Here is a 23,560-nt window from a genome sequence, read left to right as displayed (position 1 = left end):
GGACACCATACTGCAAGGACTACTACATGAAAAAAACGCTCTCCCTGCTTACTCTATTTGCACTGGCTGCCTGTAACAGCACGACAGTCATTCCCGGTTCGACCATCAAAACCCGAACCAAAACCATTGTTTACACCGACAACGACACCGCAGCCGATACCAACCTCGACAGCCGCGTTGCCGTTTACCCCATCACGCCCAACCTGATTGAAAAAATGCGTACGCCGCCCGTACTTTCCCAAGCCAACCAAGGCTTGGAGCAAAGCAAGAGCGCTTACCGCTACCGCATCGGCAGCGGCGACGTCCTCAACATCATGGTTTGGGCGCACTCCGACCTCAACTCCCCCATCCAGCAAAGCAACCCGCAAACCAACCAAGTCAGCCGCGGCGCCTGGGTGGATGAGGGCGGTTACATCACTTACCCGTTGGCAGGCAAAATCCAAGCCAAAGGCAAAACTTTGGACGAATTGCAAAACATCCTGACCAACCTTTTAAGACGCTACATCAAAAACCCTCAAGTCGCCATCAACGTTACCGAGTTCCGCTCGCAACGCGTTTCTGTATCCGGCGCCATCAACCAAGCCGGCCAATTGCCGATTACCAATATCCCGATGACCATTTTGGATGCCATCAACCAAGCCGGCGGCGTTACCCAAAGCGCCGACACCCAGCACATCAAATGGACGCACAACGGCGTCGACCGAACCATTTCCCTGCAAAACATGCTGCAATACGGCGATATGTCGCAAAACCACCTCCTCAGCCATGGCGACATCGTTTACGTTCCTAACAGCAGCAACAACAAAATCTACATCATGGGCGAAGTCGGCAAACAAGCGACCCTGCCGATCGGCAACCACGGCCTCAACCTGACCCAAGCGCTCGGCGAAGTGGGCGGTATGAACCAAGCCTATGCGGATGCAACCGGCGTATTCGTGATCCGCCGCGTACCTGAAGATGCGGCCAAACCTATCCACATCTACCAGCTCAACCTGAAAGATGCAACCTCTTACGCGCTGGGCAGCGAATTCAAACTGCGTTCGGAAGACACCGTTTACGTTACCTCCGCCCCGGTTACCCGTTGGAACCGCGTAATGTCACAAATTACCAACTCCATCAGTAACGTCAACACCCTCGACAATACGTTTAAATAAGCAGTGGTTCCTGCTGTCAGACCTTGTTTGACAGCAGGATACAAAATCACGCACAATCCGACCAAATTACATAAACGGCATATAAAAGCCGTACACACCGCACAAACGGAAAAGCAGTACCTTATAGTCTGACTCACGCTTTTTTCAGACCATAAACCGAAACAATATCATGTACCACAACATACTCATTGTCTGCCTAGGCAACATCTGCCGCTCCCCCACCGCAGAGCGGATTATGCAGAAAAAACTACCCGGCCACCGCATCAGCAGCGCCGGCATAAAAGCACTGGCAGGTAAGGATGCCGATTTCCAAGCCATCAAAACCGCACTCAAACACGGCGTTATCGTTGCAGGCCATACGGCACGCCAACTGACTGCCCAAATGTGCGAACAGGCCGATTTGATTCTCGTCATGGAGCCCTGTCAAATCGATATGGTGGCCGACATCCATCCGCCGGCACGCAGCAAAACCATGCTGTTTGCCCAATGGTTGCCGAAGAAAACCGTACCTGACCCATACAAACAAAGCAGCGAAATGTTTGAAGCCGTTTTCGAACAGCTCAATGCTGCCGCAGACACTTGGAAAACCAAACTAAACGGAAAAACTCAACCGGTATAAAACCGGCATGAACAAGAAAGCAAGCAATGAAAAAAACGACCTACACACCTTATAGCGCAGACAACGACGAAATCGACTTCGGCCAACAGCTCCGCGTCATTTGGATGCACAAATACAAAATCCTCGCCGCCCTGCTTGCAGGCGGCATACTCGGCGCAGCCTTCAGCCTGGCATCCACCCCGCAATACCGCGCCGACGCCATGTTGGAAATCGAAACGCGGCAAAACCAAATCCTGACCGAAATCAACAGCATCTTCAACAACCAAACCACGCCGTCTGAAGCAGAAGTCGAGCTGGTTCAATCACGCCTGGTGCTGGGTAAAACCGTTGACGACCTCCAACTCGACCAAGAAGTCAAAGCCAAATACACGCCTGTTATCGGCAGCCTGATGCACAACATCAGCGGCGACCCCGATCCCAAACTGACCGTCGGCAACTTTACCGTACAAGAAGAATGGTTCAACAAAACCTTCACGCTGACCGCCAAGAGCAACAAAGCCTATACTCTTACCCTGCCTGACAAACGCGTCGTCGAAGGCAAGGTCGGCGTGCCTCTGAAAATCAACAATCAAACCACCCTCAAAATCGATCAAATCCTGGCTAATCCGGGTCAAGAATTTGCGTTGACCAAGTTCTCCCGCATCAGCGCCATCGAAAACATCCAAAACAAACTGGCGGTCATCAGCAAAGGTAAAACCAGCCCCATCATCAACCTTACCTTTACCGGCACCGACCCTAAACGCACCAGCGTCATCCTCAACAGCATTGCCGACAACTACGTTGCGCAAAACCGCGAACGCGACGTCCAAGTCGCATCCAGCGGCTTGGCTTTCATCAGCGAAGAATTGCCGCGCCTGAAAGAAACCTTGCAAGACGCTGAAAACAAACTCAATGCCTACCGCCAACAATCAGGCTCCCTCGACATTCCGCTCGAGTCCAAAGGCGCATTGGAAAGCCTGACCGGCATCGAAACCCAAATTACCCTGCTCAAAACCGAAGAAGCAGGGTTGGCCGAGCTGTACACACCGGAACACCCTTCCTATAAAGCCGTATTGGACAAACTCTCCGTCCTCGAACGCGCCAAAAACAAAATCAACCAACAAATCGCCGAATTGCCCAATACCCAACAAGAAGTCATCCGCCTGACCCGCGACGTAGAAACCAACCAAGCAACCTACGTCCAACTGTTGAGCAAACAACAAGAGCTCAACATCATGAAAGCCAGTGCGCAAGGCAATGTCCGCATCGTCGATTATGCTTACGTCCCTGAAAACCCGGTTGCACCGCGCAAAGCCGTCATCACGCTCCTGAGCGCACTTGCCGCAGGCTCGTTGACCGCTTTGTGGCTGATGATCCGCAACCGCATGAAAAACGGCATCACTTCATCCGAAGAAATCGAAAACCTCAATTTGGAAGTCGTCGCTCTTGTTCCGCATTCCAAAACCCAGCAAAAACGCGACTTCTTCAAAAACAAATTCAAGAAGACCGGCGGCCGTTCCAACTATCTGCTGGCCAGCGAAGACCGTACCGACACGGCCGTCGAAGCCATCCGCGCCCTGCGTACCAATATCTACTTCTCCATGCTGGACGCGCCCAACAACGTCCTCATGATTACCGGCGCCGCGCCTGAGGCAGGCAAATCCTTTATCTCCGCCAACCTCGCCGCTGTAATGGCGCAGTCGGGCAAACGCGTCCTGCTTATCGATACCGATATGCGCAAAGGCTATCTTGACCGACTCTTCGGCCTTACCCCCGAGTTCGGCTTGTCCGACATCCTAAGCGGTAAAGCGGCTCCAGCCAAAGCCGTACAAGAGACCGGCATTGAAAACCTCCACCTCATCAGCAGCGGCAGCTATCCCAGCAATCCGTCCGAACTTTTGATGGACAACCGCTTCAACGAGTTGCTCGCCCACGCGCGCCAACGCTACGATTACGTCATCTTGGACACGCCGCCCGTATTGGCCGTGACCGACGCCGTCATCATCGGCCAACATGCCGGCACCGTCCTGATGATCAGCCGTTATGCGCACACCCGTGCACGAGAGCTTGAGGCCAGCGTCGAACGTCTCAAACAAAACCACATCAACATCAAAGGTGTCGTCCTCAACGGCATGAAGCGCGAAGCCAACAACAGCTACGACTACTACGCCTACGATGCCTACCATTCCGGCAACAATAAATCATAAACCGAAGCAGGCCGTCTGAACTTTCAGACGGCCTGAGGCTTGTTAAACGGCACAAAATATTTTTCACAAACGCCGCCCTTGCACCCCAAAGCCGTTTGTTTTAAAGTAAGCCCCGTTCCCATATGGAAGAGAAACATGAAAATTACCGTCATCGGCGCAGGTTCGTGGGGTACAGCTCTCGCGTTGCACTTTGCGCACCACAACAATGAAGTCGCCCTTTGGACACGCAATCCCGACCAAATCCGCACCCTGCAAGCAGACCGCGAAAACAAACGCGGCCTGCCCGGCTTCCCTTTCCCTGAGTCCCTGACCGTTTATGCCGATTTAGGCGAAGCGCTGAAAGACAGCCAACTTGCCCTGATCGTTACCTCCGTAGCCGGCCTCAGAAGCAGCGCCGAGCTGCTCAAACAACATAACGCCGCCGACATTCCCGTTCTCGCCGCCTGCAAAGGTTTTGAACAAGATACCGGCCTTTTGACTTTCCAAGTACTGAAAGAAGTCCTGCCTAACAATAAAAAAATCGGCGTTCTCTCAGGCCCGAGCTTTGCCCAAGAACTGGCCGCCCAACTGCCTTGCGCCGTCGTTCTCGCCTCCGAAAACAAAGAATGGGTGGAAGAAACCACCGCCCAACTGAACACCAACGTAATGCGCCTGTACGGCAGCACCGACGTCATCGGCGTTGCCGTGGGCGGTGCCGTTAAAAACGTCATGGCAATTGCCACCGGCCTTTCAGACGGCCTCGAATACGGCCTCAATGCACGCGCAGCCTTAGTAACACGCGGCCTTGCCGAAATCACCCGCCTTGCCATCGCCATGGGCGCACAACCCAAAACCATGATGGGCTTAGCAGGCATCGGCGACCTTATCCTGACCTGTACCGGCGCACTCTCGCGCAACCGCCGCGTCGGCCTAGGCCTCGCAGAGGGTAAAGAGTTGCATCAAGTGCTTGTCGAAATCGGCCACGTTTCCGAAGGCGTCAGCACCATTGAAGAAGTCTTCAACACCGCCGCCAAATACCAAATCGATATGCCCATCACTCAAACCCTGCTGCAACTCATCCGCAAAGAAATGACCCCGCAGCAAGTCGTTGAACGACTGATGGAACGAAGCGCGCGCTTCGAATAAACGGTCGCGCCGTCTGCCATTCAGACGGCCTGACGCACAATATGGCGGCCATCAGGCCGTCTGAAGGGAAACACATGAACCAATCACTGAACAATCTGGAAATCAACGTTTACCAACTTGTCCAAAAATTTGAAACGCTGGTTTCAGAAAACCGCCGTCTCAACGAAGAAATCGACAGACTCAAACTCGAGCAAGAGCAACAAAAACGCCAACACGACGCGGCCATTGACGAACTCAGCGAAGCCTTGCTGGTTCAAGTCGGCAAACTCAAAGAGGACCTGCAAAGCAAAATTGACAACCTGACTGCCGAAAAAGAAAACTACCGCAACGCACTGGCCCAAAGCGCAGACCAAATCCGCAGCCTCATTACCCGATTGCCCCAAGAAACACAACAATAAAAGGATGCCCCGTGAGTATCGAACAAGTCAATCTCGACATCATGAATGTCAACTTCACCATCAACACACCGAGTGAAGAAAAAGCCACCCTTCTGCAAGCCGTTGAAATGCTCAACAAGAAAAGCGATGCGATTAAAGAAAGCGGCCGCATCGTCGGCACAGACAAAATCGTCGTCATGGCAGCCCTCAACGTCGTGCACGACCTCTTGAAAACCACCCTCAACGACGATTTGGCAATCGGTGAATTTGAGCGTAAAATAACCGACATGAGCAACGCGTGCCAAAAAGCACTGGCGCGCTTGGAGCAAAACTGATTTCCCCCTTTTCCCTGCGGTGTTCGCGAAGGCATATATTCCTTTGAACCAATACGTTCGCTTTAGGTTGCCGGGAGCTGTAGTGGGCGCGAGCGTCCGTTTATTGGACGCACCCGAAACTACCCGAGGTGACCGCCTTGTCAGCAAGGTTCAAGCGGATTCAGCCTAAACGGCACTCGTGGGGATTCCCTAAAAAAAGCCATACCGACAGGTGTGGCTTTTCCCTTTCCAAGTAAAGACTTTCGTAAAGATTTCCGGCCGTCTGAAAAAACCGCATATTCATGCATCAAACACACTCAATTAAGATTGACAAAAACCAATCTCCTCTTTAAAATCCATAACTTTCTATATATATCTGGATTCCAACCATGAAAACCTTCTCTGCAAAACCCCACGAGGTGAAGCGCGAATGGTTCGTCATTGACGCAGAAGACAAAGTTCTGGGTCGTGTCGCAGCCGAAGTCGCACACCGTCTGCGCGGCAAACACAAACCCGAATACACCCCTCACGTTGATACTGGCGACTACATCATCGTCATCAACGCAGACAAACTGCGCGTGACCGGTGCTAAATTCGAAGACAAAAAATACTTCCGTCACTCTGGTTTCCCAGGTGGCATCTACGAGCGTACTTTCCGCGAAATGCAAGAGCAATTCCCAGGCCGCGCTTTGGAACAAGCCGTAAAAGGCATGTTGCCTAAAGGTCCTCTGGGCTACGCCATGATCAAAAAACTGAAAGTGTACGCTGGCGCCGAACACGGCCACGCTGCACAACAACCTAAAGTTTTGGAACTGAAATAATAAGGACACGACATGAACGGTAAATACTACTACGGCACAGGCCGCCGCAAAAGTTCAGTGGCTCGTGTATTCTTGACTAAAGGTACCGGCCAAATCATCGTAAACGGCCGTCCCGTTGACGAATTCTTCGCACGTGAAACCAGCCGCATGGTTGTACGTCAACCTCTGGTTCTGACTGAAAATGCCGAATCTTTCGACATCAAAGTTAACGTAACCGGTGGCGGCGAAACCGGTCAATCCGGCGCCATCCGTCACGGCATTACCCGCGCCCTGATCGACTTCGACGCAGCCCTGAAACCAGCCCTGTCTCAAGCAGGCTTCGTTACTCGCGATGCTCGTGAAGTTGAACGTAAAAAACCTGGTTTGCGCAAAGCACGTCGCGCAAAACAATTCTCCAAACGTTAATACGTTTTCAGAATCGAATCAAAAAGCCTTGCTCTGCAAGGCTTTTTTCATTTATAAAACAATAATCCAATATCCTCCGCAATATATGATGAAAACCCTGCTCCACTACGCCAAATCATTGCTTCAGGCCGTGATTATTTTCATTTTGCTCTCCTTGATTGTCGACTGGGTACGCAAGCCTAACCAGCCCTTACAATCAGCGGCACAAACCATTACTTTAACCGATGGGCAAACCACTTCCCTTCAATCCTTCAGCCAAAATCGGGTTGCCGTCGTTTATTTTTGGGGTAGCTGGTGTCGTATTTGTTCATACACATCATCAACCATAGAAAAACTGCACCAAGACAATATCCCAACATTGGGCGTAGCCTTGCGCTCCGGAAGCGACACGGACATTGCCCACCATATGCAAGAAAACAACCTATCCTTTCCAAATTTCAATGATTCAGACGGCCTGATGGCTCAAAAATGGAATATAGCCGTCACACCGACCATTATCATATTAAAAGATGGCAAAATGATTCATCACACATCCGGGCTTTCTAGCTACATCGGCTTAAAAATCAGAATTTACTTAGCAGACATCTTCGGCTAAATTCATTGAAAATCCACCAAAAATAGAAAATCCAAAGAATCATCTTCGCCGAATATTTTTATCCTATTCCACTTCATAAATAAATAAACTATCTCTTTCCCGATAACATATGATTTTGTTGAGATTATAAAGAAAATAGACTAAGATATAACCATAAGAACAATTGGAAACATTATTATCAAAACAAACTGTTAGAGATCTTCATCTAATATTGTGGCAGTGATGCTTTTGTTCCCATGACCCGGCTGCCGACGGCAGCCTTAAAACAGCAATATTCGCCTTTATCAATCTACCTCACGCTTCAACGGTTTGATTTTTGATAACACCGGAGACTTAGTAATGCCCAACCAATCTAAACATGCATCTATCAATATCGGTCTGATTCAGGCACGGGAAGCATTGATGACCCAATTCCGCCCTATTCTGAACCAAGCCAATATTACTGACCAGCAATGGCGTATCATCCGGCTCTTAGCGGAAAACGGCACACTCGACTTTCAAGATTTGGCCAATCAGGCCTGCATCCTCCGTCCCAGCCTGACCGGCATTCTGACCCGCTTGGAAAAAGCAGGTTTGGCCGTGCGCTTGAAGCCTTCCAACGACCAACGCCGCGTTTATCTGAAACTGACGCCCGAAGGCGAGAAACTCTATGAATCCACCGGCGCATTGGTTGACGAGCGCTATGACGCAATTGAAAAAGTCCTCACCAAAGAAAAAATGGCACAACTCAAAGAACTCTTGGCAGAGCTGGCAAAAATCGAACAGGCATTAAAATAAAGCGAGCCGGATGACAGATTCAACACACACACTCAAGAGATCTTTCCGAGATGCCATGGCCTCCTGTGCCGCCGGTGTACACGTTATCACGACAGACGGTGAAGCAGGGCGCTATGGCATTACTATGACTGCCGTAACTGCCGTTACCGACGAGCCGCCGACGGTCATGCTGTGCATCAACCGCCAATCCGCCATCATTCCCATCCTGCAAGGCAACCGTGATTTGTGTATCAACACACTCAACGACGGCCAACAGGATGTTGCTGAACACTTTGCCGGATTGACCGACCTCTCGCCCGAAGAACGCTTTGAATACCATATTTGGCATAGAGGACAAACCGGACAGCTAGAAGTCGAAGGCGCGCTGGCGCACCTGCACGGCAGCATTGTCGATCAACGCGAAATCGGCACGCATTACGTCTTTTTCGTTCAGATCAATGAAATCCGCAATACCGATACGCAAGCGCCGGCATTGCTGTATTTCCGTAGGCAATTCAAATCTTTGGCATAAATAAAGGTCTCATGCCGTCTGAAACATCGGTTTCATTTTTTCAGACGGCCTGAGACCTTTTCTGTTTCACACATTATAGGCACACCCATGAAAGCAATGATACTGGCCGCCGGTCGCGGCGAACGCATGCGCCCCCTGACCGACCACACGCCCAAACCCTTACTCGAAGTAGCAGGCACGCCGCTTATCGGCTGGCACTTACGCCGCCTGCGGAAGGCCGGCTTTACTGAAATCGTCATCAACCATGCCTGGCTTGGCCAGCAAATCGAAGACACCTTGAAAGACGGTTCAGCCTACGGCGTACACATTGCCTATTCTCCCGAGCGCGCCGGAGGCCTGGAAACTGCCGGAGGCATTGCCACCGCCCTGCCGCTTTTGGGCAACGAGCCGTTTTTGGTCGTCAATGGCGACGTGTTGACCGACATTGATTTCCAAGCTGCACGACTGGCTGCCCAGCGCATGCAGGAACACAACCTTCTCGCCCATTTGTGGCTGGTGGACAATCCACCCCATCATCCCGAAGGCGACTTCGGCCTGCTTTCAGACGGCCTGGTATCCGCATCATCCTCAGACGGCCAGGCCCTGACTTTCAGCGGCGTGGGCGTTTATCATCCCGCGCTTTTCAAAGATACCCCGGCGCACCAGGCTGCCAAGCTTGCCCCTCTGTTGCGTCAAGCTATGAGCCAAAGCCAAATCAGCGGCGAACACCATAACGGCCTTTGGCTGGACGTCGGTACAGTCGAACGCCTGCAAGAAGCTGACCGTATCGCCCAATGCTGGTAAAACAAAAGGAACGTATCCGATACATCCCTTTCAATATCAAAGGCCGTCTGAAAATATTGGTCAACCCATTTTTCAGACGGCCTCAATCTATCATCAAGCTTTAGCCAATTTCTTTTCTTTATTCATTCCTAACAAGCCATTAACAATCATCACGCACAATCCCGACCAAATCAGGCCATAGCCGATCAATGCGCCTTTTTGCACCGGCTCGCCCAGCCATACAATCGACACAATAAAAAGCAATACAGGCTCCAAATAGCTCAACATGCCGAACACTGCCACCGGCAGCAACTGATTCGCCTTCAAATTCAACTGCATGGATATTGCACTATTAAAACCCAGCAACACAATAAAAAAGATTAAAACCGGTTTGGCCGCAATCATCGCCGGCGTATCCGTTGCCAGCAAAATATACGCCAACGCAAACGGCGTAATCATCAATAAATCAAAGGTCAGCCCGATTAAGGAAGGCACGCCCAGCTTGCGGCGCAGCAGATAATAAAACGGATAAGTACCGAACACCCATACAGTCGTCCACGAAAACGCGCCCGACCGCACCAATTCACATGCCACGCCTGCACACGCCAAGATTACCGCCACCCTCTGCAACCGGTTCAAACGCTCTTTAAACCAAATCCGTCCACCCAGCATCATCACCAAAGGAAACAGGAAATAACCCATGGCAATGTTTACTCCTTCCCCATTGACCGGCCCCCAGACAAACAGCCACAACTGGCTGGCAAATATCGGCGTCGGCAATACAATCAGCAGCCACCGTTTCCAATCCCGGCCGACTCCATAAGCAAAACGCATTGCCGCCAGCCAACCGCTGACCATCGTCATCAGCACGCACAAAGCCGACAGCATGGCGACCATGCGCCAGGCAAACACCTCCGTCCCCGTCATCGGCCTCATCCACATACCGTACAGAAACAGCATGGAAAACAACAAATTGGACGCTATCGCAGCCAGCAAACCTTTGGATAAATTCGTCATTTCAGACGGCCTTTTGCAATCAATCAAAGTTAATATTGTAGAAAAAACGGATGAAAAAATTACTCATCTTTTTGAATGAAGTTTTACCGTAAACATCCGTTTCATTAAAGGCCGTCTGAAAACCATGTTTTCAGGTTTTCAGACGGCCTTTCATTGCATCAAAGCAGTCTAATGCATCAACCCTGCTTCACAATATCCGACAGCGGCCAGCGCGGCTTGACATTGAATGCGCCGACAGCCTGACGCTCGGCAAGACGCATCGCGCCGGCAAAGGCAATCATTGCTCCGTTGTCGGTACAATATGCCATCGGCGGGAAATAAACATTGATTTTTTCTTCCTGCGGCTTTGGTTTGCCTTTTTCAGATGGCATTTTGACGGTTAAGCGCGAAAATTCATCACGCAGCTTCCAGTTTGCACCCACACCGCCGGCAACCACCAAAGTTCTGAAGCCGGTATCCAACAACGCTTTTTTGGCTTTGGCCGCCAACACGTCAACCACCGCATCTTGGAAAGCGCGGCAAATGTCGTTACGTGTCTGCTCGGGAATTTCATCGTTGCCGGTTTCGGCGCGGACTTTTTCGACAGCGGTCAAAACGGCTGTTTTCAAACCGGAAAAGCTCATCTGCAAATCGTGCGAATGGAGCATAGGACGTGGGAATGTGAAGGCATCAGGCGTGCCGAGTTTGGCCAGCTCGGATAATTTGGCACCGCCGGGATAAGGCAAACCTAAAAGCTTGGCCGTTTTGTCGAACGCCTCGCCTGCCGCATCATCCACGCTTTCACCCAGCAAGGTGTAATCGCCGATACCGCGTACAGCCATAAATTGTGTATGCCCGCCCGACACCAGCAAAGCGACAAATGGAAATTCAGGCTTGTCGTCTGCCAACAAAGGCGAGAGCAAATGGCCTTCAAGATGGTGGACAGGGATAACGGGCTTACCGATGGCAAATGCCAAGGCGTTGGCGAAGCCTGAACCGGCCAGCAATGCGCCGCCCAAGCCCGGACCTTGCGTAAAGGCAACCGCGTCGATGTCGGCATAGCCTACGCCTGCTTCCTTCAAGCAACCTTGCGTCAACGGCACGACACGGCGGATATGGTCGCGACTGGCCAATTCGGGGACAACGCCGCCGTATTCGGCGTGCATCGCCATTTGTGTGTGCAAATGATGCGCCAACAGGCCGCGCTCGGTATCGTAGAGCGCAACGCCGGTTTCGTCGCAAGATGATTCAATTCCTAATACCAACATGGTTTGAGGCCGTCTGAAAAAATGATTAAAAACGATTCAGACGGCGTTTTCTCCGAAAACGGAAAAAGGCCGTCTGAAATAAAGTGCGGAATAAGCGGTTTACAAAGTGCCGTAAGAATGCAGGCCGCTCAAGAACATATTCACGCCGATAAAGGCAAAGGCGGTAATGACCAGGCCGATGACTGCCCACCAAGCCAACACCCTGCCGCGCCAGCCTGCCACCAGCCGCAAATGCAACCAAACAGCGTAATTCAGCCAAACGATGAATGCCCAAGTTTCTTTCGGGTCCCAGCTCCAATAGCGACCCCACGCAGAGGCTGCCCACAATGCGCCGAGAATGGTGGCAATCGTGAAGAATAAGAAACCGACAGCAATCGCTTTGTACATAACTTCTTCAATGACTTGCGAGTGCGGCAGCCATGATTTTTTGCCCGCATCTTCTTTTCTGAGCGCCAGCAGTTCGGCAATACCCAGCATGGCAGCGATACAGAATGCGCCGTAGCCGATAAAGTTGGCCGGAACGTGGATTTTCATCCACCAAGACTGCAAAGCCGGAATCAGCGGCTGAATGGCATGAGCCTCGCGTGAAACGCTGTACCATAAGACAAATCCGACCACAATTGCCATAAAGCTGAAGACAAAGCCACCCAGTTTTTGTACGGCAAAACGGCCTTCGTAATAGAGGTACATCAGTGCCGTAATGACCAAGAACAAGATAAATACTTCGTAAAGGTTGGAAACCGGAATATGGCCGGCATCGGGACGCAGCAGATAGCTTTCATGCCAGCGTACCAGCAAACCGACAAAGCCCGCCATCGCGGAAACCCACGCAAACACGGTACCCATGCCCAAAAGCGTATTGGACGACACATTTTTGCGCACCGCCGCTATCGCGCCGACGATATAGGCAAACAAGGCAAAGAACACAAACGCGCATTGCCACATAATCGCCGACTGGCTGCTTAACAGATATTTGAGCAGGAAACCGTCTGCGTGTTTGATGTCACCGCCATACAAATCAACGGCCAAATACGCCAAGCACACGCCCAAAGGGATAAACCAGCGCATCGGTTTGAAAAACCAACCCAGAAAAACGGCAATACCGGCACTCGCCCACAAAATCACCATTTCGTAGATGTCCATGTGCAGACCGGCTTGGGTTTGGGCAATAAACGCACTGATGGCAATCAGCAGTGCGAATGCCCAGTCGAAGAGGTTGAGGTTTCGGATAAATGATTTGTGTGTCAGAAGCTCATGCTCGGGCAAGGCCTGATGTTTGTTATTCATGGTTCAAATCCTTGGCAAGCTGCTGCAATTGCCGTGTGTGTTGCGGAAATTCTTTCTGCAAGTCGCGTTCGTTGCGGCTGGAAGACATGGCAAAACGGATACGGCCGTCTGAAAACAGCAGCCAAGCACGTTTTTCACGGATATAGAACATAAACACCGTGCCCAACACCAGCAATACCGAACCCAAATACACCAAGAATGCGCCCGGCGAACGGGTCATCTGCAATCCGGAAGAGCGCACTTCGGAATAGCCGTCCAATTGCAGCAACATCGGCGCAGGATACTCGGTCAAACCGGTGTACGCGTCCATTGCATGCAGCAGGAAGCGGTTGCGCTTTTCGTCTTGCGGCCAAGCCGGCAGATTGTATGTGCTGATCGTATCTTCCAAAGCGGCATTCATCACGCCATAGAGCATCTCGTAGAAATAGCCCTGCATTTTTTCCTGCTGATCTTTGGGAATGTTGGTGGTAACAAATTCGTCCAAAGCCAAATAGCCGCCTTTGGCAAAAATCGACAAAGTATTTTCCGCCGCCGCCATGAATTGCTCGCGGATTTCGGCAGGCGCGCCTTTGACGGCGTTGGCAACGGTTTTACGGCGTGCCGCGTCGTCTTTCAAATATTGGCGCAAAGCCATAAAGGTATCGATTTTACCGTTTTTATCCATCGGAATGCGCAACCAACGATATTGCTGCGCCAAGCCGCTGCGCGTGCCGGTAATGAAGAAATAGTCTTCATCTTGTTTTACCGGCAACATATAGTTTTTATATTCGACCGCCTGCCCTGCTTTGTCGCGGATGCGGTAAACGATAGATGGGCCAATATTGGTGTATTTTTTGCCTTCCTGACGGACAGAACGAACATCATTGATGGCGGATTTCAGGTTTTGCTCTTTTTCAGACGGCTCGCTCATGTCTTCGACGTTCATCGAAGTAAACTGGTCGAATTCCAATTTATAAGAAGCCTTGCCCAAATCCAGCGGAAACTCGCGCATGGAAGTTGCTTTGAGTTTGACCGGAGTGCGGTCGGCATCAGCCAGATTCCAAGCTTTAAACGTCAAGTCTGAGCCTCCGTCGGCGAAACTTGCCTGATAAACCGTAATACCGTGCAGCGTCAAAGGATGGTTGACGCGGATGGTGTGTTCGCTGACTTTGCCGGTCGCCTTGTCCGTGACTTCCAAGTCGCTGGCGAAATCGCGCGGCATACCGGTATCGTAAAAATCAATATGGAATTTCTTCAATTTGACCGAAAACGGCAAGTCTTGCACGAGCATGCCGTTATCCGCATTCAGAAATACCACGTCCGCGCTCTGACCTTCCGAAATATTGACATTGCCCCTAAACGACAAATTGGACGTACCCAACACGCTTTCGGGCTTAAAGTCTTTGGCGTAAACCGCCGTATTGTCCGGCACGACCCGGCCGGTAAGCATACCGATTTTCAGCAGGATATTGCTGTCTATCAAACCGCCCAAACAAATCACAATCAGCGCGGCATGGGCAAAGATATAGCCCCATTTGTTCATCGCACCTTTTTTTGCCGCCACCAAAACCGAACCGTCTTCACGCGTAACGGTTTTGCAGCCATAGCCCTGCACTTCCAAATAACGTTGCGCAACTTCGGGCGTTACCTGTCCGTCTAAAACGATGGAATGGCGCATTGCCACCAGTGATTTTTCCTTGGCGTTTTCACGGAAGGAACGAATCTCGCGCAAAAACGGCGGAACATTGCGAATCAGGCACAATCCGGTGGAAATCACCAAAAACATCATGATGACAACGAACCACGCCGATGCGTACACGTCGTACAGGCCCAAAAAGCCGAAAATCTGCGACCAAAACGGGCCGAATTTCACCAAATAATCGACTTGCGGCTGATTTTGCTGCAAGACCGTACCGATAATCGAAGCCACGCCCAATAGGCTGAGCAGGGCGACGGCAAAACGCATGGAGCTGAAAAAGGCAAACCACGGTCTGCGGATGAGTGGGACGGATGAAGAAGATTTACTCATGTCTCAAATGTCGGCTTGGGGCAACCCGATTGATGGAACGGACTGCAATGACGTGTGATGCGAAAGGAAGAATACTGCATATTGCAGTAAAAATCTTGCCGTCGCTATTTGAAAAAACCAATCAGGCTTATCGGCCTATATTGGCTAAGGCCGTCTGAAGGGTTTTCAGACGGCCTGTATCAATAAACTCGTTTCAGAACGAAATTTAGTGCAAACCTTGAATAAAGTTGGCTACTGCGTTCAACTCTTCTTCGCTCAGGCGGTTGGCAATATCGGCCATGATGGCGTTTTTACGTTGGCCGGACTGGTAAGCTTTCATTTGCTCGACAACGTAAGCTTTGTGTTGGCCGCCCAGACGAGGATAGGCTTGGATTTCAGTACCGCCGCCAGGGATACCTGCGCCGCTAGGACCGTGGCAAGACATACATGCCGGTAGTTTTTTAGCGCTCAGGCCGCCGCGATAGATTTTCGCACCCAGCTCTGGGTTTTCTTTAGGATTGGCTTCGCCCGGTTTGCCTTGTTGTTTGGCGTAGTAGGCGGCAGCGTCGCGGATGTCTTGTTCGGACAAGTTCATCACCATCGGTTTCATCACGCCGGCAGCACCGTGGGCACGGGTACCGTCTTTGATGGCCATGGTTTGGCCGTAGACGTAGGCCGCAGCCTGACCTGCCAGTTTAGGATAAGTTGCGATACCGCTGTTACCATCGGCTGCGTGACACGCCGCACAGATAGTAGTCGCTACCTGTTTGCCTTTTTCAGCATCTGCTTTAGGGGCAGCGGAAACCGCACCGGCAGCCAATACCAAGGCCAATAAAGTCAATCGTTTCATGGAGTGCTCCTGATTACAGCATTGCGTACCGCGTCAATGCCTTTTTTATACTCAAATACCGGGGAATTTTCCCGATTAAAACCGATAATTCTATAAACGTGCTATTCTATACCAAGTTTACATTAAATTACTACTCAAATTACCAAACTGCTGCAACATAAATGCCCGATACAAATTATGATGTTGCAGTTTTGTTTCCACGCAAGGAAATACTGATGAACCTTTTTCAAAACGCCAAATTCTTTACAACGGTCAACCATCTGAAAGACCTGCCCGACACACCGGCCGAGATTGCCTTTGTCGGCCGAAGCAATGCCGGCAAATCCAGTGCCATCAATACTTTAACCAATCATGTGCGCCTTGCCTACGTTTCCAAAACACCGGGCCGCACCCAACACATCAATTTCTTTGAGCTGGAAAACGGCAATTTTATGGTCGACTTGCCCGGCTACGGCTACGCGCAAGTACCGGAGGCCATTCGTGCGCACTGGGTTAAACTCTTGGGCGACTACCTGCAACAACGCCGCCAACTGATCGGCCTGATTTTGATTATGGACTCGCGCCATCCGCTCAAGGCTTTAGACATTCAAATGCTGGACTTTTTCCACATCACCGGCCGTCCTGTGCATATCCTGCTGTCAAAAGCAGACAAGCTGTCTAAAAACGACCAGATTAAAACTTTAGCGACGGTAAAAAAATCACTCAAACCCTACACCGATCGTCAAAAAATCAACGTTCAACTGTTCTCCAGCCTGAAAAAACAAGGCATGGACGAAGTCAATCAAGTGGTCGGCTCATGGTTTGACGCGCATCGCGAAGAAATCGAAAATCTTGCAGGCGAAACATCGCCTGAGTGATTGTAAAACAAGGCGGAATGAGATAAGTTGACCAACCGCAAATCTTATTCCGTCATTTGGTTTCTCACCATCGCATTTACCATTTAATCCGGGGTATGTCTCACACATGCCCTTTTTTTCATCACGCTTTTTTTGTTTTCACACGCAAACCACAATCTGCGCCAAATATGCCATCACAACATATCAGCAAGGCCGCCTGAAAGACGCGGCTTCGATCTCCATTATTATTAAAGTGTTAATTTTAGTATTGCAACTAATTACACATCTTAGCATTTTGCTCATATTCAGCTAATTGTTGAGGCATAGAATGCATTCATCGTTCAACAACACAGTAGGAAAGAAAATCATGAAACGCATTAACGCTTTTATTTCAAAAAAACTCATCATTGCCGGTATTATTGCTTCAAGTTTGGGCGTTGCCGGTGCGGCAGGTACCATGGCTTTCAAAGAAGGTATGTTCGCAAAGGTTTCCGGCCAGCAAGCAGCCGCAGCAGCGGTAGCAGAAGTGGGCGGCGTCGTTAAAGATGTCGATTACAAATACAAACAACATTTGGGCGGCCGTTACAAAGTAGAAATCTTGAAAGACGGCGTCGAATACGAAGCTTTGGTTGATGCTCAAAACGGCAAAGTATTGGCAGTAGCACAAGATGACGATCAGGACAAACGACACTTTGGTAAACATGATAAGCATCATAAACATGACAATGCCGAGCCCTCTTCATCGCAAAATACAGATTATCAGGCTCCTGCCGATGCTGCACCTGGCACACCTGAAAATGCAACCGCTTCCGAGGTAACACAATCTTAATTTAAACTTTAAAAAAGCCAATGCCGTCTGAAACTTTCAGACGGCATTGGCTTTAATGCAGCATTGTTTGAAACACAGCTCCTATCAAGCCCAATCATTTTCAGACGGCCTTTGCACCATCTTCGCCGTCTATCCAACCTGCTTCTTTCAATTTCCTCTGTTGCGCATCATATCGGGCTTTTTCCACCCAATACATTGTCTGGATACAGGCATCGCCGCACTCGCTGCCGCAACATTCCCACGACTCGGGGCGGACGGGTTCGTCTAAAAGCGGCTCGCCCAAGATGGCTTCGGCCTTATTCTTCAGGGTCGTATCCATCGGCGATTTCCAAGCGCGCACCGTCAAATTCAATCACTTCGCCGCCGCGGATTTTGGCGGTCTTACGGGTTTCGGTTTCGCCGTTGCGCAACACCAGCCCTTCGGCGATAAACGCTTTTGCCTGTCCGCCGCTTTCGGCAAGACCGGCCAGTTTTAACAGGTCGCATAAAGCGATGTATTCGTTGTCTTCAAGATAGACGGTTGCTTCCATCATTTAATCCTTTTCAATAATGGCGATATTTTAACATGGCCGTCTGAAAGAAAGCCCCCTTCTGTTTTATTTGCTTTATCCAACCTCATTACATTTGGTTTTCAGACGGCCTTTCGCTGCCAACCCTGCTACAATACACCTTTTATTGTTCACGCCGATTTTGCCATGACCGAGCCGACCTACATCCCCCTGCGCCTGCATACCGAATTTTCGATTACCGACGGTATGGTGCGGATTAAAAAACTGATTGCCAAAGCGCAGGAATACGGTTTGCCTGCTTTGGGCATCAGCGATTTGATGAATGAATTCGGCTTGGTGAAATTCTATAAAGCCTGCCGCGGCGCAGGGATTAAGCCCATCGGCGCGGCGGATGTGTGGATAGGCAATCCGAATGCACCTGACAAGCCGTTTCGCGCCATGCTGATTATCCGCAACGATGCGGGTTATCTGCGTTTGAGCGAGCTTTTGACGGAGGCCTATGTCGGCAAAGACCGCAATATCCATCATGCGGAACTCAACCCCGAATGGCTGGAAAGCGGCGACAACAGCGGCTTGATTTGTTTGAGCGGCGCGCATTACGGCGAAGTGGGCGTGAATCTATTGAACAGCAATGAAGACGCGGCGCGTACGGCGGCGTTGAAATATGCGGCGTGGTTTCCCGATGCGTTTTATCTAGAGCTGCAACGCCTGCCCGAACGCCCTGAATGGGAGGCTTGCGTTTCCGGCAGCGTGAAGCTGGCGGAGGAACTGGGTTTGCCGGTGGTGGCGACGCATCCGACACAGTTTATGAGCCGCGACGATTTCAACGCACACGAGGCGCGGGTGTGTATCGCGGGCGGCTGGGTATTGACGGACAAAAAACGTCCGCGCGATTTCACGCCGAGCCAGTTTTTCATTCCGCCGGAAACGATGGCCGAACGTTTCGCCGATTTGCCTGAAGCCTTGGAAAACACGGTGGAAATTGCCAAACGCTGTAATCTGCACATCACATTGGGCAAAAACTTCCTGCCGCTCTTCCCCACTCCAGACGGCCTGTCGCTGGACGATTATTTGGTGAAACTGTCCAACGAGGGTTTGCAGGAACGCATGGTTCAGCTTTATCCCGACGAGGCGGAGCGTGCGGCAAAAATGCCGGAATATCAGGAACGTTTGGATTTTGAACTGAACATCATCATCCAGATGAAATTCCCCGGCTATTTCCTTATCGTACAAGACTTTATCAACTGGGCGAAAACGCATGGCTGTCCGGTCGGGCCGGGACGTGGTTCGGGTGCAGGTTCGCTGGTGGCGTATTCATTGAAGATTACCGACCTCGACCCGCTCAAATACGCGCTGCTGTTCGAGCGTTTCTTAAACCCTGAACGCGTTTCCATGCCTGACTTTGACGTCGACTTCTGTCAGGCAAACCGCGGCCGCGTAATTGAATATGTGCGCGAGAAATACGGCGCGGATGCGGTCAGCCAGATTGTTACCTTCGGCACGATGTCGTCCAAAGCGGTCATCCGCGACGTCGGACGCGTGCTGGAACTGCCGTTTATGCTGTGCGACAAACTGTCCAAGCTGATTCCGTTGGAAGCCAACAAACCCCTGAGTTTGGAAAAAGCCATGGAGGCCGAGCCGCAAATTCAGGAATTAATCGAAGCAGAAGAAGCGGACGAACTGATTACGCTGGCGAAAAAGCTGGAAGACCTGACGCGCGGTTTGGGTATGCACGCGGGCGGCGTGTTGATTGCGCCGGGCAAGATTTCCGATTACAGCCCCGTGTATCAGGCGGACGAATCCGCCTCGCCCGTATCCATGTACGACAAGGGCGACGTGGAAGACGTGGGTTTGGTGAAGTTCGACTTTTTGGGTCTGCGCAACCTGACCATTATCGAAATGGCGCAGAACAACATCAAAAACACCACCGGCGATATTGTCGATGTCGGCAAGATTCCGCTTGACGACCAAGCTGCCTACCAAATCTTCCGCGATGCGAACACCACCGCCGTCTTCCAGTTCGAGTCGACCGGCATGAAAAAAATGCTGAAAACGGCGCACACGACCAAGTTTGAAGAACTCATCGCCTTCGTGTCGCTCTACCGCCCAGGCCCGATGGACAACATCCCCGACTTCGTCGCGCGCATGAAGGGACAGGAATTCCAATACATCCACCCGCTGCTCGAAGGCATCCTCGCGCCGACCTACGGCATTATGGTGTATCAGGAACAAGTAATGCAGGCGGCGCAGATTATCGGCGGCTACTCGCTCGGCGGCGCAGACTTGTTGCGCCGCGCCATGGGTAAGAAAAAGCCCGAAGAAATGGTGAAACACCGCGAAATTTTCGCCGAAGGCGCGGCAAAACAAGGCATTTCGCGCGAAAAATCCGACGAAATCTTCAACTACATGGAAAAATTCGCCGGCTACGGTTTCAACAAATCCCACGCCGCAGCCTACGCCCTGATTTCCTATCAGACCGCATGGCTCAAAGCCCATTATCCTGCCGAATTTATGGCGGCAACCATGTCGTCTGAATTGGACAACACCGACCAGCTCAAGCATTTCTACGACGACTGCCGCGCCAACGGCATCGAGTTCCTGCCGCCCGACATCAACGAATCCGACTACCGCTTCACGCCGTATCCGAACATGAAAATCCGCTACGCACTCGGCGCGATTAAAGGCACGGGCGAAGCCGCCGTCGAATCCATCATCGCCGCGCGGCAAAGTGGCGGCAAGTTTACCGGCCTCTTGGACTTCTGCGAGCGCGTCGGCAAAGAACACATGAACCGCCGCACCCTCGAAGCCCTAATACGCGGCGGCGCGTTCGACAGCATCGAGCCCAACCGCGCCATGCTCTTGGCGAACATCGACCTTGCCATGAGCAACGCCGACCAAAAAGCCGCCAACGTCAATCAGGGCGGACTTTTCGACATGATGGAAGACGCCATTGAACCGGTGCAGCTCATCGACGCGCCCATGTGGAGCGAATCGGAAAAACTCGCCGAAGAAAAAACCGTCATCGGCTTTTACCTGTCCGGCCACCCGTTCGGCCCGTATGCCCAAGAAGTCCGCCAAATCGCCCCGACCAAATTGGGCCGTCTGAAACCGCAAGACAGCGTACGCCTCGCCGGATTCGTTACCGCTGTGCGCACCATGATGGGCAAACGCGGCAAAATCGCCTTCGTCAGCCTTGAAGATTTGAGCGGTCTGGTGGAAATCATGGTCAGCGGCCACACGCTGGAAAACTGCGCCGACTACCTCAAATCCGACCAAGTGCTGATTATCGAATCCAAAGTCAGCCGCGACGACTACGGCGGCGGCGACGGTCTGCGCATTATGGCAAACCAAGTCATGACCCTGCAAATGGCGCGCGAACGCTACGCCCGCAGCCTCAGCCTCGTCCTCGCCCCCGGCCACGATATCGCACGCCTCGCCGCCATCCTCACCGCCCACCGCCTGCCCGACACGTCGCACATTCCGCTGCAACTGTCGTACAGCAACGGCAAAGCATCAGGCAAATTGAAAATTGCGCCAAAATGGATGGTAACGCCAAGCACCGCCTTGTTTGACGAACTGGAAACATTGCTCGGCAGCAGGGCCGTCCGCGTGAATTGGTAAAACTAAAGGCCATCTGAAACTATACGTTCAGACGGCCTTTAATTTAAAAAGCGCTTTAAAAACATAAATCAGATAAAGATTCAGGCTTTCAGACGACCTTATTGTATAGGGAGATTATCTGAAAAGTTTATTGTACAAAGCCTTTGGCCAATAGGGAAAAGTAGCCCACAATAAAGGGGAACGACAATGCCGAAACAATACCCAGCACCCAGTAAATACATTGGTTCAGTACAGTTTTTGAGGCGGTAAGCCGCAACAGTTTGAAATACAGAGAGAACCAGGTTGATGACAAGGCAATAATCAGCAAAAAGCTGACTAGGGAGAAGGAACCGGAGAAAGCGTATCCCAGCATTGTCCCTATCGTGGCATAAAGCATGCCTGCGCCTAGCGCCCATTTCCAGATGGGATAAAGCCTATCGGGAAAATTCAGTGTTCCGGAGGCTTGGAGCCTGCCGAATACCAATACAAATATGATGTCAAACATAATAATGGCTGTTTTAGTGTAGGGTACGACAATATATATGAAAAGGGGGTGAAAATACCCCCCCTTTCCCTACAGATGCTCCATATTAAAGGCCGTCTGAAAAACAGTTTTATTTAACGATTTCAACCGGGCCGTGGTCGTCGCAGTGGTCGCCATGTTGGTGATGCAGACGGCCGTTGACGATGTAGTCAACGTGATCGCCGTGCGGTACGGCTTCGTGGCCGCAACCTTCGCCGTGAACGTGGCCGTGGCAGGTGTCAACCGGATGGCAGCCGTCAGGGTTGGTTTCATTGACGCTCAGAGCATGCTCGTCGTAGTGGCCGTTGTGCTCATGGTGCAGGTGGCCGTCGTGCAGATAATCGACGTGGCCTTCGTGTTTGATGGCAGTGTGGCCGCAGTTTGCGCTGTGAACGTGGTCATGATGTTCGTGGGTTTTACAGGTCATTTTTCTCTCCTAATGTTCAGTGAATAGCAATCTTTCTCGATTGATTATTCCATCTTATCTTTTTTTGATGCAAACGTAAATAATTTTACAGTTATTAATATATTGTTACGCTATATCATCTGTTGATATATAAGCCTATTTTATTTTTCAGACGGCCTTTCATCTATAATTCATTTATTTTCAGCGAGAACTTCAAACCCTTCCGGCAATGTAAAATATCGAATTTTTCAGCCGTAACAGGTAACATGGAAACAAAGGGATGAATCCTTCAAACAAACAGGTACTGTAATGGGAAAACAAGCCAAACTTTATATGGTTCGCAGCACGCAAGGTGCGCTTTATGATGTATTTTTTGAACGCGGTGTTGCGGCATTGGCCTGGCCTATGCTGGCCGAAGCGGCGGCCAAGGGTTTTGGCCGTGAGGAGCTGACCGATATTTACCGTTCGGCCGTACCGGATGTGAAGTTGAGAACGGCGCAATCGGGCGCGGCTCAGGTGTGGCGGTTTGTCAACGAATTGGCTGATGGAGATGCCGTACTGACCTACTCGCCTGCTTTGCGCCGTTATCGGGTCGGCAGGATTACGGGCGGCGCGGTACATTGTCCGCAATGGGACGATGAAAAAATGTCGCTGGTGCGGCCGGTTGAGTGGCTGGGCGAAGTGTGCCGTGATGATTTGAGTGCGGCTACGCAACGGGCTTTGGGCAGCGTGGCAACTTTGTTTGCGGTATCGGAAGCGTGTGCGGCAGAAATTTTTGAACGCGTGGGTTTTCAGACGGCCTAAGAAGGGAAAGGAAACAGGA

25 protein-coding genes and 1 other RNA gene are annotated in these 23,560 nt (G+C 51.1%); 17 read left to right on the top strand and 9 right to left on the bottom strand.

What is annotated here, in order from left to right; genetic code table 11:
• Positions 1-26 precede the first annotated feature (26 nt).
• The 13 genes from ACTHTG_RS10770 (at position 27) to murU (ending at position 9,667) form a co-directional block, all read left to right on the top strand.
• Complete coding sequence (locus tag ACTHTG_RS10770) at positions 27-1,154, top strand: polysaccharide export protein (protein ID WP_070836772.1); 1,128 nt, start codon at positions 27-29, stop codon at positions 1,152-1,154.
• A gap of 169 nt (positions 1,155-1,323) precedes the next feature.
• Positions 1,324-1,773, top strand: coding sequence for a low molecular weight protein-tyrosine-phosphatase (locus tag ACTHTG_RS10765; protein WP_004520878.1), 450 nt, complete (start codon positions 1,324-1,326; stop codon positions 1,771-1,773).
• Between the two features lie 26 nt (positions 1,774-1,799).
• Positions 1,800-3,959, top strand: a complete 2,160-nt coding sequence (locus ACTHTG_RS10760) for a polysaccharide biosynthesis tyrosine autokinase (RefSeq protein ID WP_440360684.1) — start codon at positions 1,800-1,802, stop codon at positions 3,957-3,959.
• Between the two features lie 135 nt (positions 3,960-4,094).
• On the top strand, positions 4,095-5,084 hold the full coding sequence (locus tag ACTHTG_RS10755) for an NAD(P)H-dependent glycerol-3-phosphate dehydrogenase (protein WP_003749007.1): 990 nt from the start codon (positions 4,095-4,097) through the stop codon (positions 5,082-5,084).
• Between the two features lie 74 nt (positions 5,085-5,158).
• Positions 5,159-5,482: a hypothetical protein gene (locus tag ACTHTG_RS10750; RefSeq protein ID WP_039862529.1), complete on the top strand. Its 324-nt coding sequence runs from the start codon at positions 5,159-5,161 to the stop codon at positions 5,480-5,482.
• A gap of 11 nt (positions 5,483-5,493) precedes the next feature.
• A complete protein-coding gene (locus ACTHTG_RS10745; RefSeq protein WP_315611552.1) occupies positions 5,494-5,796 on the top strand; it encodes a cell division protein ZapA in 303 nt (100 codons plus the stop codon).
• 8 nt (positions 5,797-5,804) lie between these two features.
• Positions 5,805-5,985, top strand: a non-coding RNA gene (gene ssrS, locus ACTHTG_RS10740) — 6S RNA.
• A gap of 179 nt (positions 5,986-6,164) precedes the next feature.
• Positions 6,165-6,596, top strand: coding sequence for a 50S ribosomal protein L13 (gene rplM / locus ACTHTG_RS10735; RefSeq protein WP_003684605.1), 432 nt, complete (start codon positions 6,165-6,167; stop codon positions 6,594-6,596).
• A gap of 12 nt (positions 6,597-6,608) precedes the next feature.
• Positions 6,609-7,001, top strand: a complete 393-nt coding sequence (gene rpsI / locus ACTHTG_RS10730) for a 30S ribosomal protein S9 (protein WP_003681515.1) — start codon at positions 6,609-6,611, stop codon at positions 6,999-7,001.
• An 85-nt stretch (positions 7,002-7,086) separates the two neighbouring features.
• The gene (locus ACTHTG_RS10725) at positions 7,087-7,596 is read left to right on the top strand and encodes a protein disulfide oxidoreductase (RefSeq protein WP_039862516.1); all 510 of its coding nucleotides are present in this window, start codon (positions 7,087-7,089) and stop codon (positions 7,594-7,596) included.
• Positions 7,597-7,935: 339 nt separating this feature from the next.
• Positions 7,936-8,373: a homoprotocatechuate degradation operon regulator HpaR gene (hpaR, locus tag ACTHTG_RS10720; RefSeq protein ID WP_004520883.1), complete on the top strand. Its 438-nt coding sequence runs from the start codon at positions 7,936-7,938 to the stop codon at positions 8,371-8,373.
• A 10-nt stretch (positions 8,374-8,383) separates the two neighbouring features.
• Positions 8,384-8,884, top strand: coding sequence for a 4-hydroxyphenylacetate 3-monooxygenase, reductase component (gene hpaC, locus ACTHTG_RS10715; RefSeq protein WP_049336944.1), 501 nt, complete (start codon positions 8,384-8,386; stop codon positions 8,882-8,884).
• A gap of 87 nt (positions 8,885-8,971) precedes the next feature.
• Positions 8,972-9,667, top strand: coding sequence for an N-acetylmuramate alpha-1-phosphate uridylyltransferase MurU (murU, locus tag ACTHTG_RS10710; RefSeq protein ID WP_004520885.1), 696 nt, complete (start codon positions 8,972-8,974; stop codon positions 9,665-9,667).
• A gap of 93 nt (positions 9,668-9,760) precedes the next feature.
• On the opposite strand, the gene rarD is transcribed toward murU, so the two are convergent.
• The 5 genes from rarD to ACTHTG_RS10685 form a co-directional block, all read right to left on the bottom strand.
• The gene (gene rarD / locus ACTHTG_RS10705) at positions 9,761-10,663 is read right to left on the bottom strand and encodes an EamA family transporter RarD (protein WP_039862520.1); all 903 of its coding nucleotides are present in this window, start codon (positions 10,661-10,663) and stop codon (positions 9,761-9,763) included.
• A gap of 176 nt (positions 10,664-10,839) precedes the next feature.
• On the bottom strand, positions 10,840-11,910 hold the full coding sequence (gene tsaD, locus ACTHTG_RS10700; protein WP_004520888.1) for a tRNA (adenosine(37)-N6)-threonylcarbamoyltransferase complex transferase subunit TsaD: 1,071 nt from the start codon (positions 11,908-11,910) through the stop codon (positions 10,840-10,842).
• 99 nt (positions 11,911-12,009) lie between these two features.
• Positions 12,010-13,197 carry a c-type cytochrome biogenesis protein CcsB gene (gene ccsB / locus ACTHTG_RS10695; RefSeq protein ID WP_004520889.1) on the bottom strand — a complete coding sequence of 396 codons (1,188 nt, stop codon included), beginning with the start codon at positions 13,195-13,197 and terminating at the stop codon, positions 12,010-12,012.
• Positions 13,190-15,142 (bottom strand): cytochrome c biogenesis protein ResB, encoded by a 1,953-nt coding sequence (locus ACTHTG_RS10690; RefSeq protein ID WP_070587546.1) that lies wholly within the window; start codon positions 15,140-15,142, stop codon positions 13,190-13,192. Before ACTHTG_RS10690 ends, ccsB begins: the two co-directional genes overlap by 8 nt.
• Positions 15,143-15,410: 268 nt before the next feature.
• The gene (locus tag ACTHTG_RS10685) at positions 15,411-16,034 is read right to left on the bottom strand and encodes a c-type cytochrome (protein ID WP_070587549.1); all 624 of its coding nucleotides are present in this window, start codon (positions 16,032-16,034) and stop codon (positions 15,411-15,413) included.
• A gap of 215 nt (positions 16,035-16,249) precedes the next feature.
• Here ACTHTG_RS10685 and yihA point away from each other — a divergent pair, with 215 nt between their 5' ends.
• Both yihA and ACTHTG_RS10675 read left to right on the top strand, forming a co-directional pair.
• Positions 16,250-16,891 (top strand): ribosome biogenesis GTP-binding protein YihA/YsxC, encoded by a 642-nt coding sequence (gene yihA, locus ACTHTG_RS10680; protein ID WP_070587551.1) that lies wholly within the window; start codon positions 16,250-16,252, stop codon positions 16,889-16,891.
• 346 nt (positions 16,892-17,237) lie between these two features.
• Positions 17,238-17,699, top strand: a complete 462-nt coding sequence (locus ACTHTG_RS10675) for a PepSY domain-containing protein (protein ID WP_234394609.1) — start codon at positions 17,238-17,240, stop codon at positions 17,697-17,699.
• A 100-nt stretch (positions 17,700-17,799) separates the two neighbouring features.
• On the opposite strand, the gene ACTHTG_RS10670 is transcribed toward ACTHTG_RS10675, so the two are convergent.
• Both ACTHTG_RS10670 and ACTHTG_RS10665 read right to left on the bottom strand, forming a co-directional pair.
• Positions 17,800-18,018, bottom strand: a complete 219-nt coding sequence (locus tag ACTHTG_RS10670; protein ID WP_070503978.1) for a hypothetical protein — start codon at positions 18,016-18,018, stop codon at positions 17,800-17,802.
• On the bottom strand, positions 17,996-18,229 hold the full coding sequence (locus tag ACTHTG_RS10665) for an RNA-binding S4 domain-containing protein (RefSeq protein WP_002221492.1): 234 nt from the start codon (positions 18,227-18,229) through the stop codon (positions 17,996-17,998). The genes ACTHTG_RS10670 and ACTHTG_RS10665 overlap by 23 nt, the downstream gene beginning before the upstream one ends.
• A 165-nt stretch (positions 18,230-18,394) precedes the next feature.
• Between ACTHTG_RS10665 and dnaE the strand changes: the two genes are divergently transcribed.
• Complete coding sequence (dnaE, locus tag ACTHTG_RS10660) at positions 18,395-21,829, top strand: DNA polymerase III subunit alpha (RefSeq protein WP_070503980.1); 3,435 nt, start codon at positions 18,395-18,397, stop codon at positions 21,827-21,829.
• Between the two features lie 127 nt (positions 21,830-21,956).
• Here dnaE and ACTHTG_RS10655 read toward each other — a convergent pair whose 3' ends face one another.
• Together ACTHTG_RS10655 and ACTHTG_RS10650 are read right to left on the bottom strand one after the other, a co-directional pair.
• The gene (locus ACTHTG_RS10655; RefSeq protein ID WP_004520896.1) at positions 21,957-22,313 is read right to left on the bottom strand and encodes a hypothetical protein; all 357 of its coding nucleotides are present in this window, start codon (positions 22,311-22,313) and stop codon (positions 21,957-21,959) included.
• A gap of 109 nt (positions 22,314-22,422) precedes the next feature.
• Complete coding sequence (locus tag ACTHTG_RS10650; protein WP_039862525.1) at positions 22,423-22,758, bottom strand: hypothetical protein; 336 nt, start codon at positions 22,756-22,758, stop codon at positions 22,423-22,425.
• A 288-nt stretch (positions 22,759-23,046) separates the two neighbouring features.
• Between ACTHTG_RS10650 and ACTHTG_RS10645 the strand changes: the two genes are divergently transcribed.
• Positions 23,047-23,541 carry a restriction endonuclease gene (locus ACTHTG_RS10645; protein WP_004520899.1) on the top strand — a complete coding sequence of 165 codons (495 nt, stop codon included), beginning with the start codon at positions 23,047-23,049 and terminating at the stop codon, positions 23,539-23,541.
• The last annotated feature ends 19 nt before the right edge of the window (positions 23,542-23,560 follow it).

This window comes from Neisseria sp. P0017.S009 (assembly GCF_051957375.1).
GTDB lineage: Bacteria > Pseudomonadota > Gammaproteobacteria > Burkholderiales > Neisseriaceae > Neisseria > Neisseria perflava.
The sequence above is the reverse complement of the archived record's forward strand: the minus strand, read 5'-3'. Positions and strand labels throughout refer to the sequence as shown.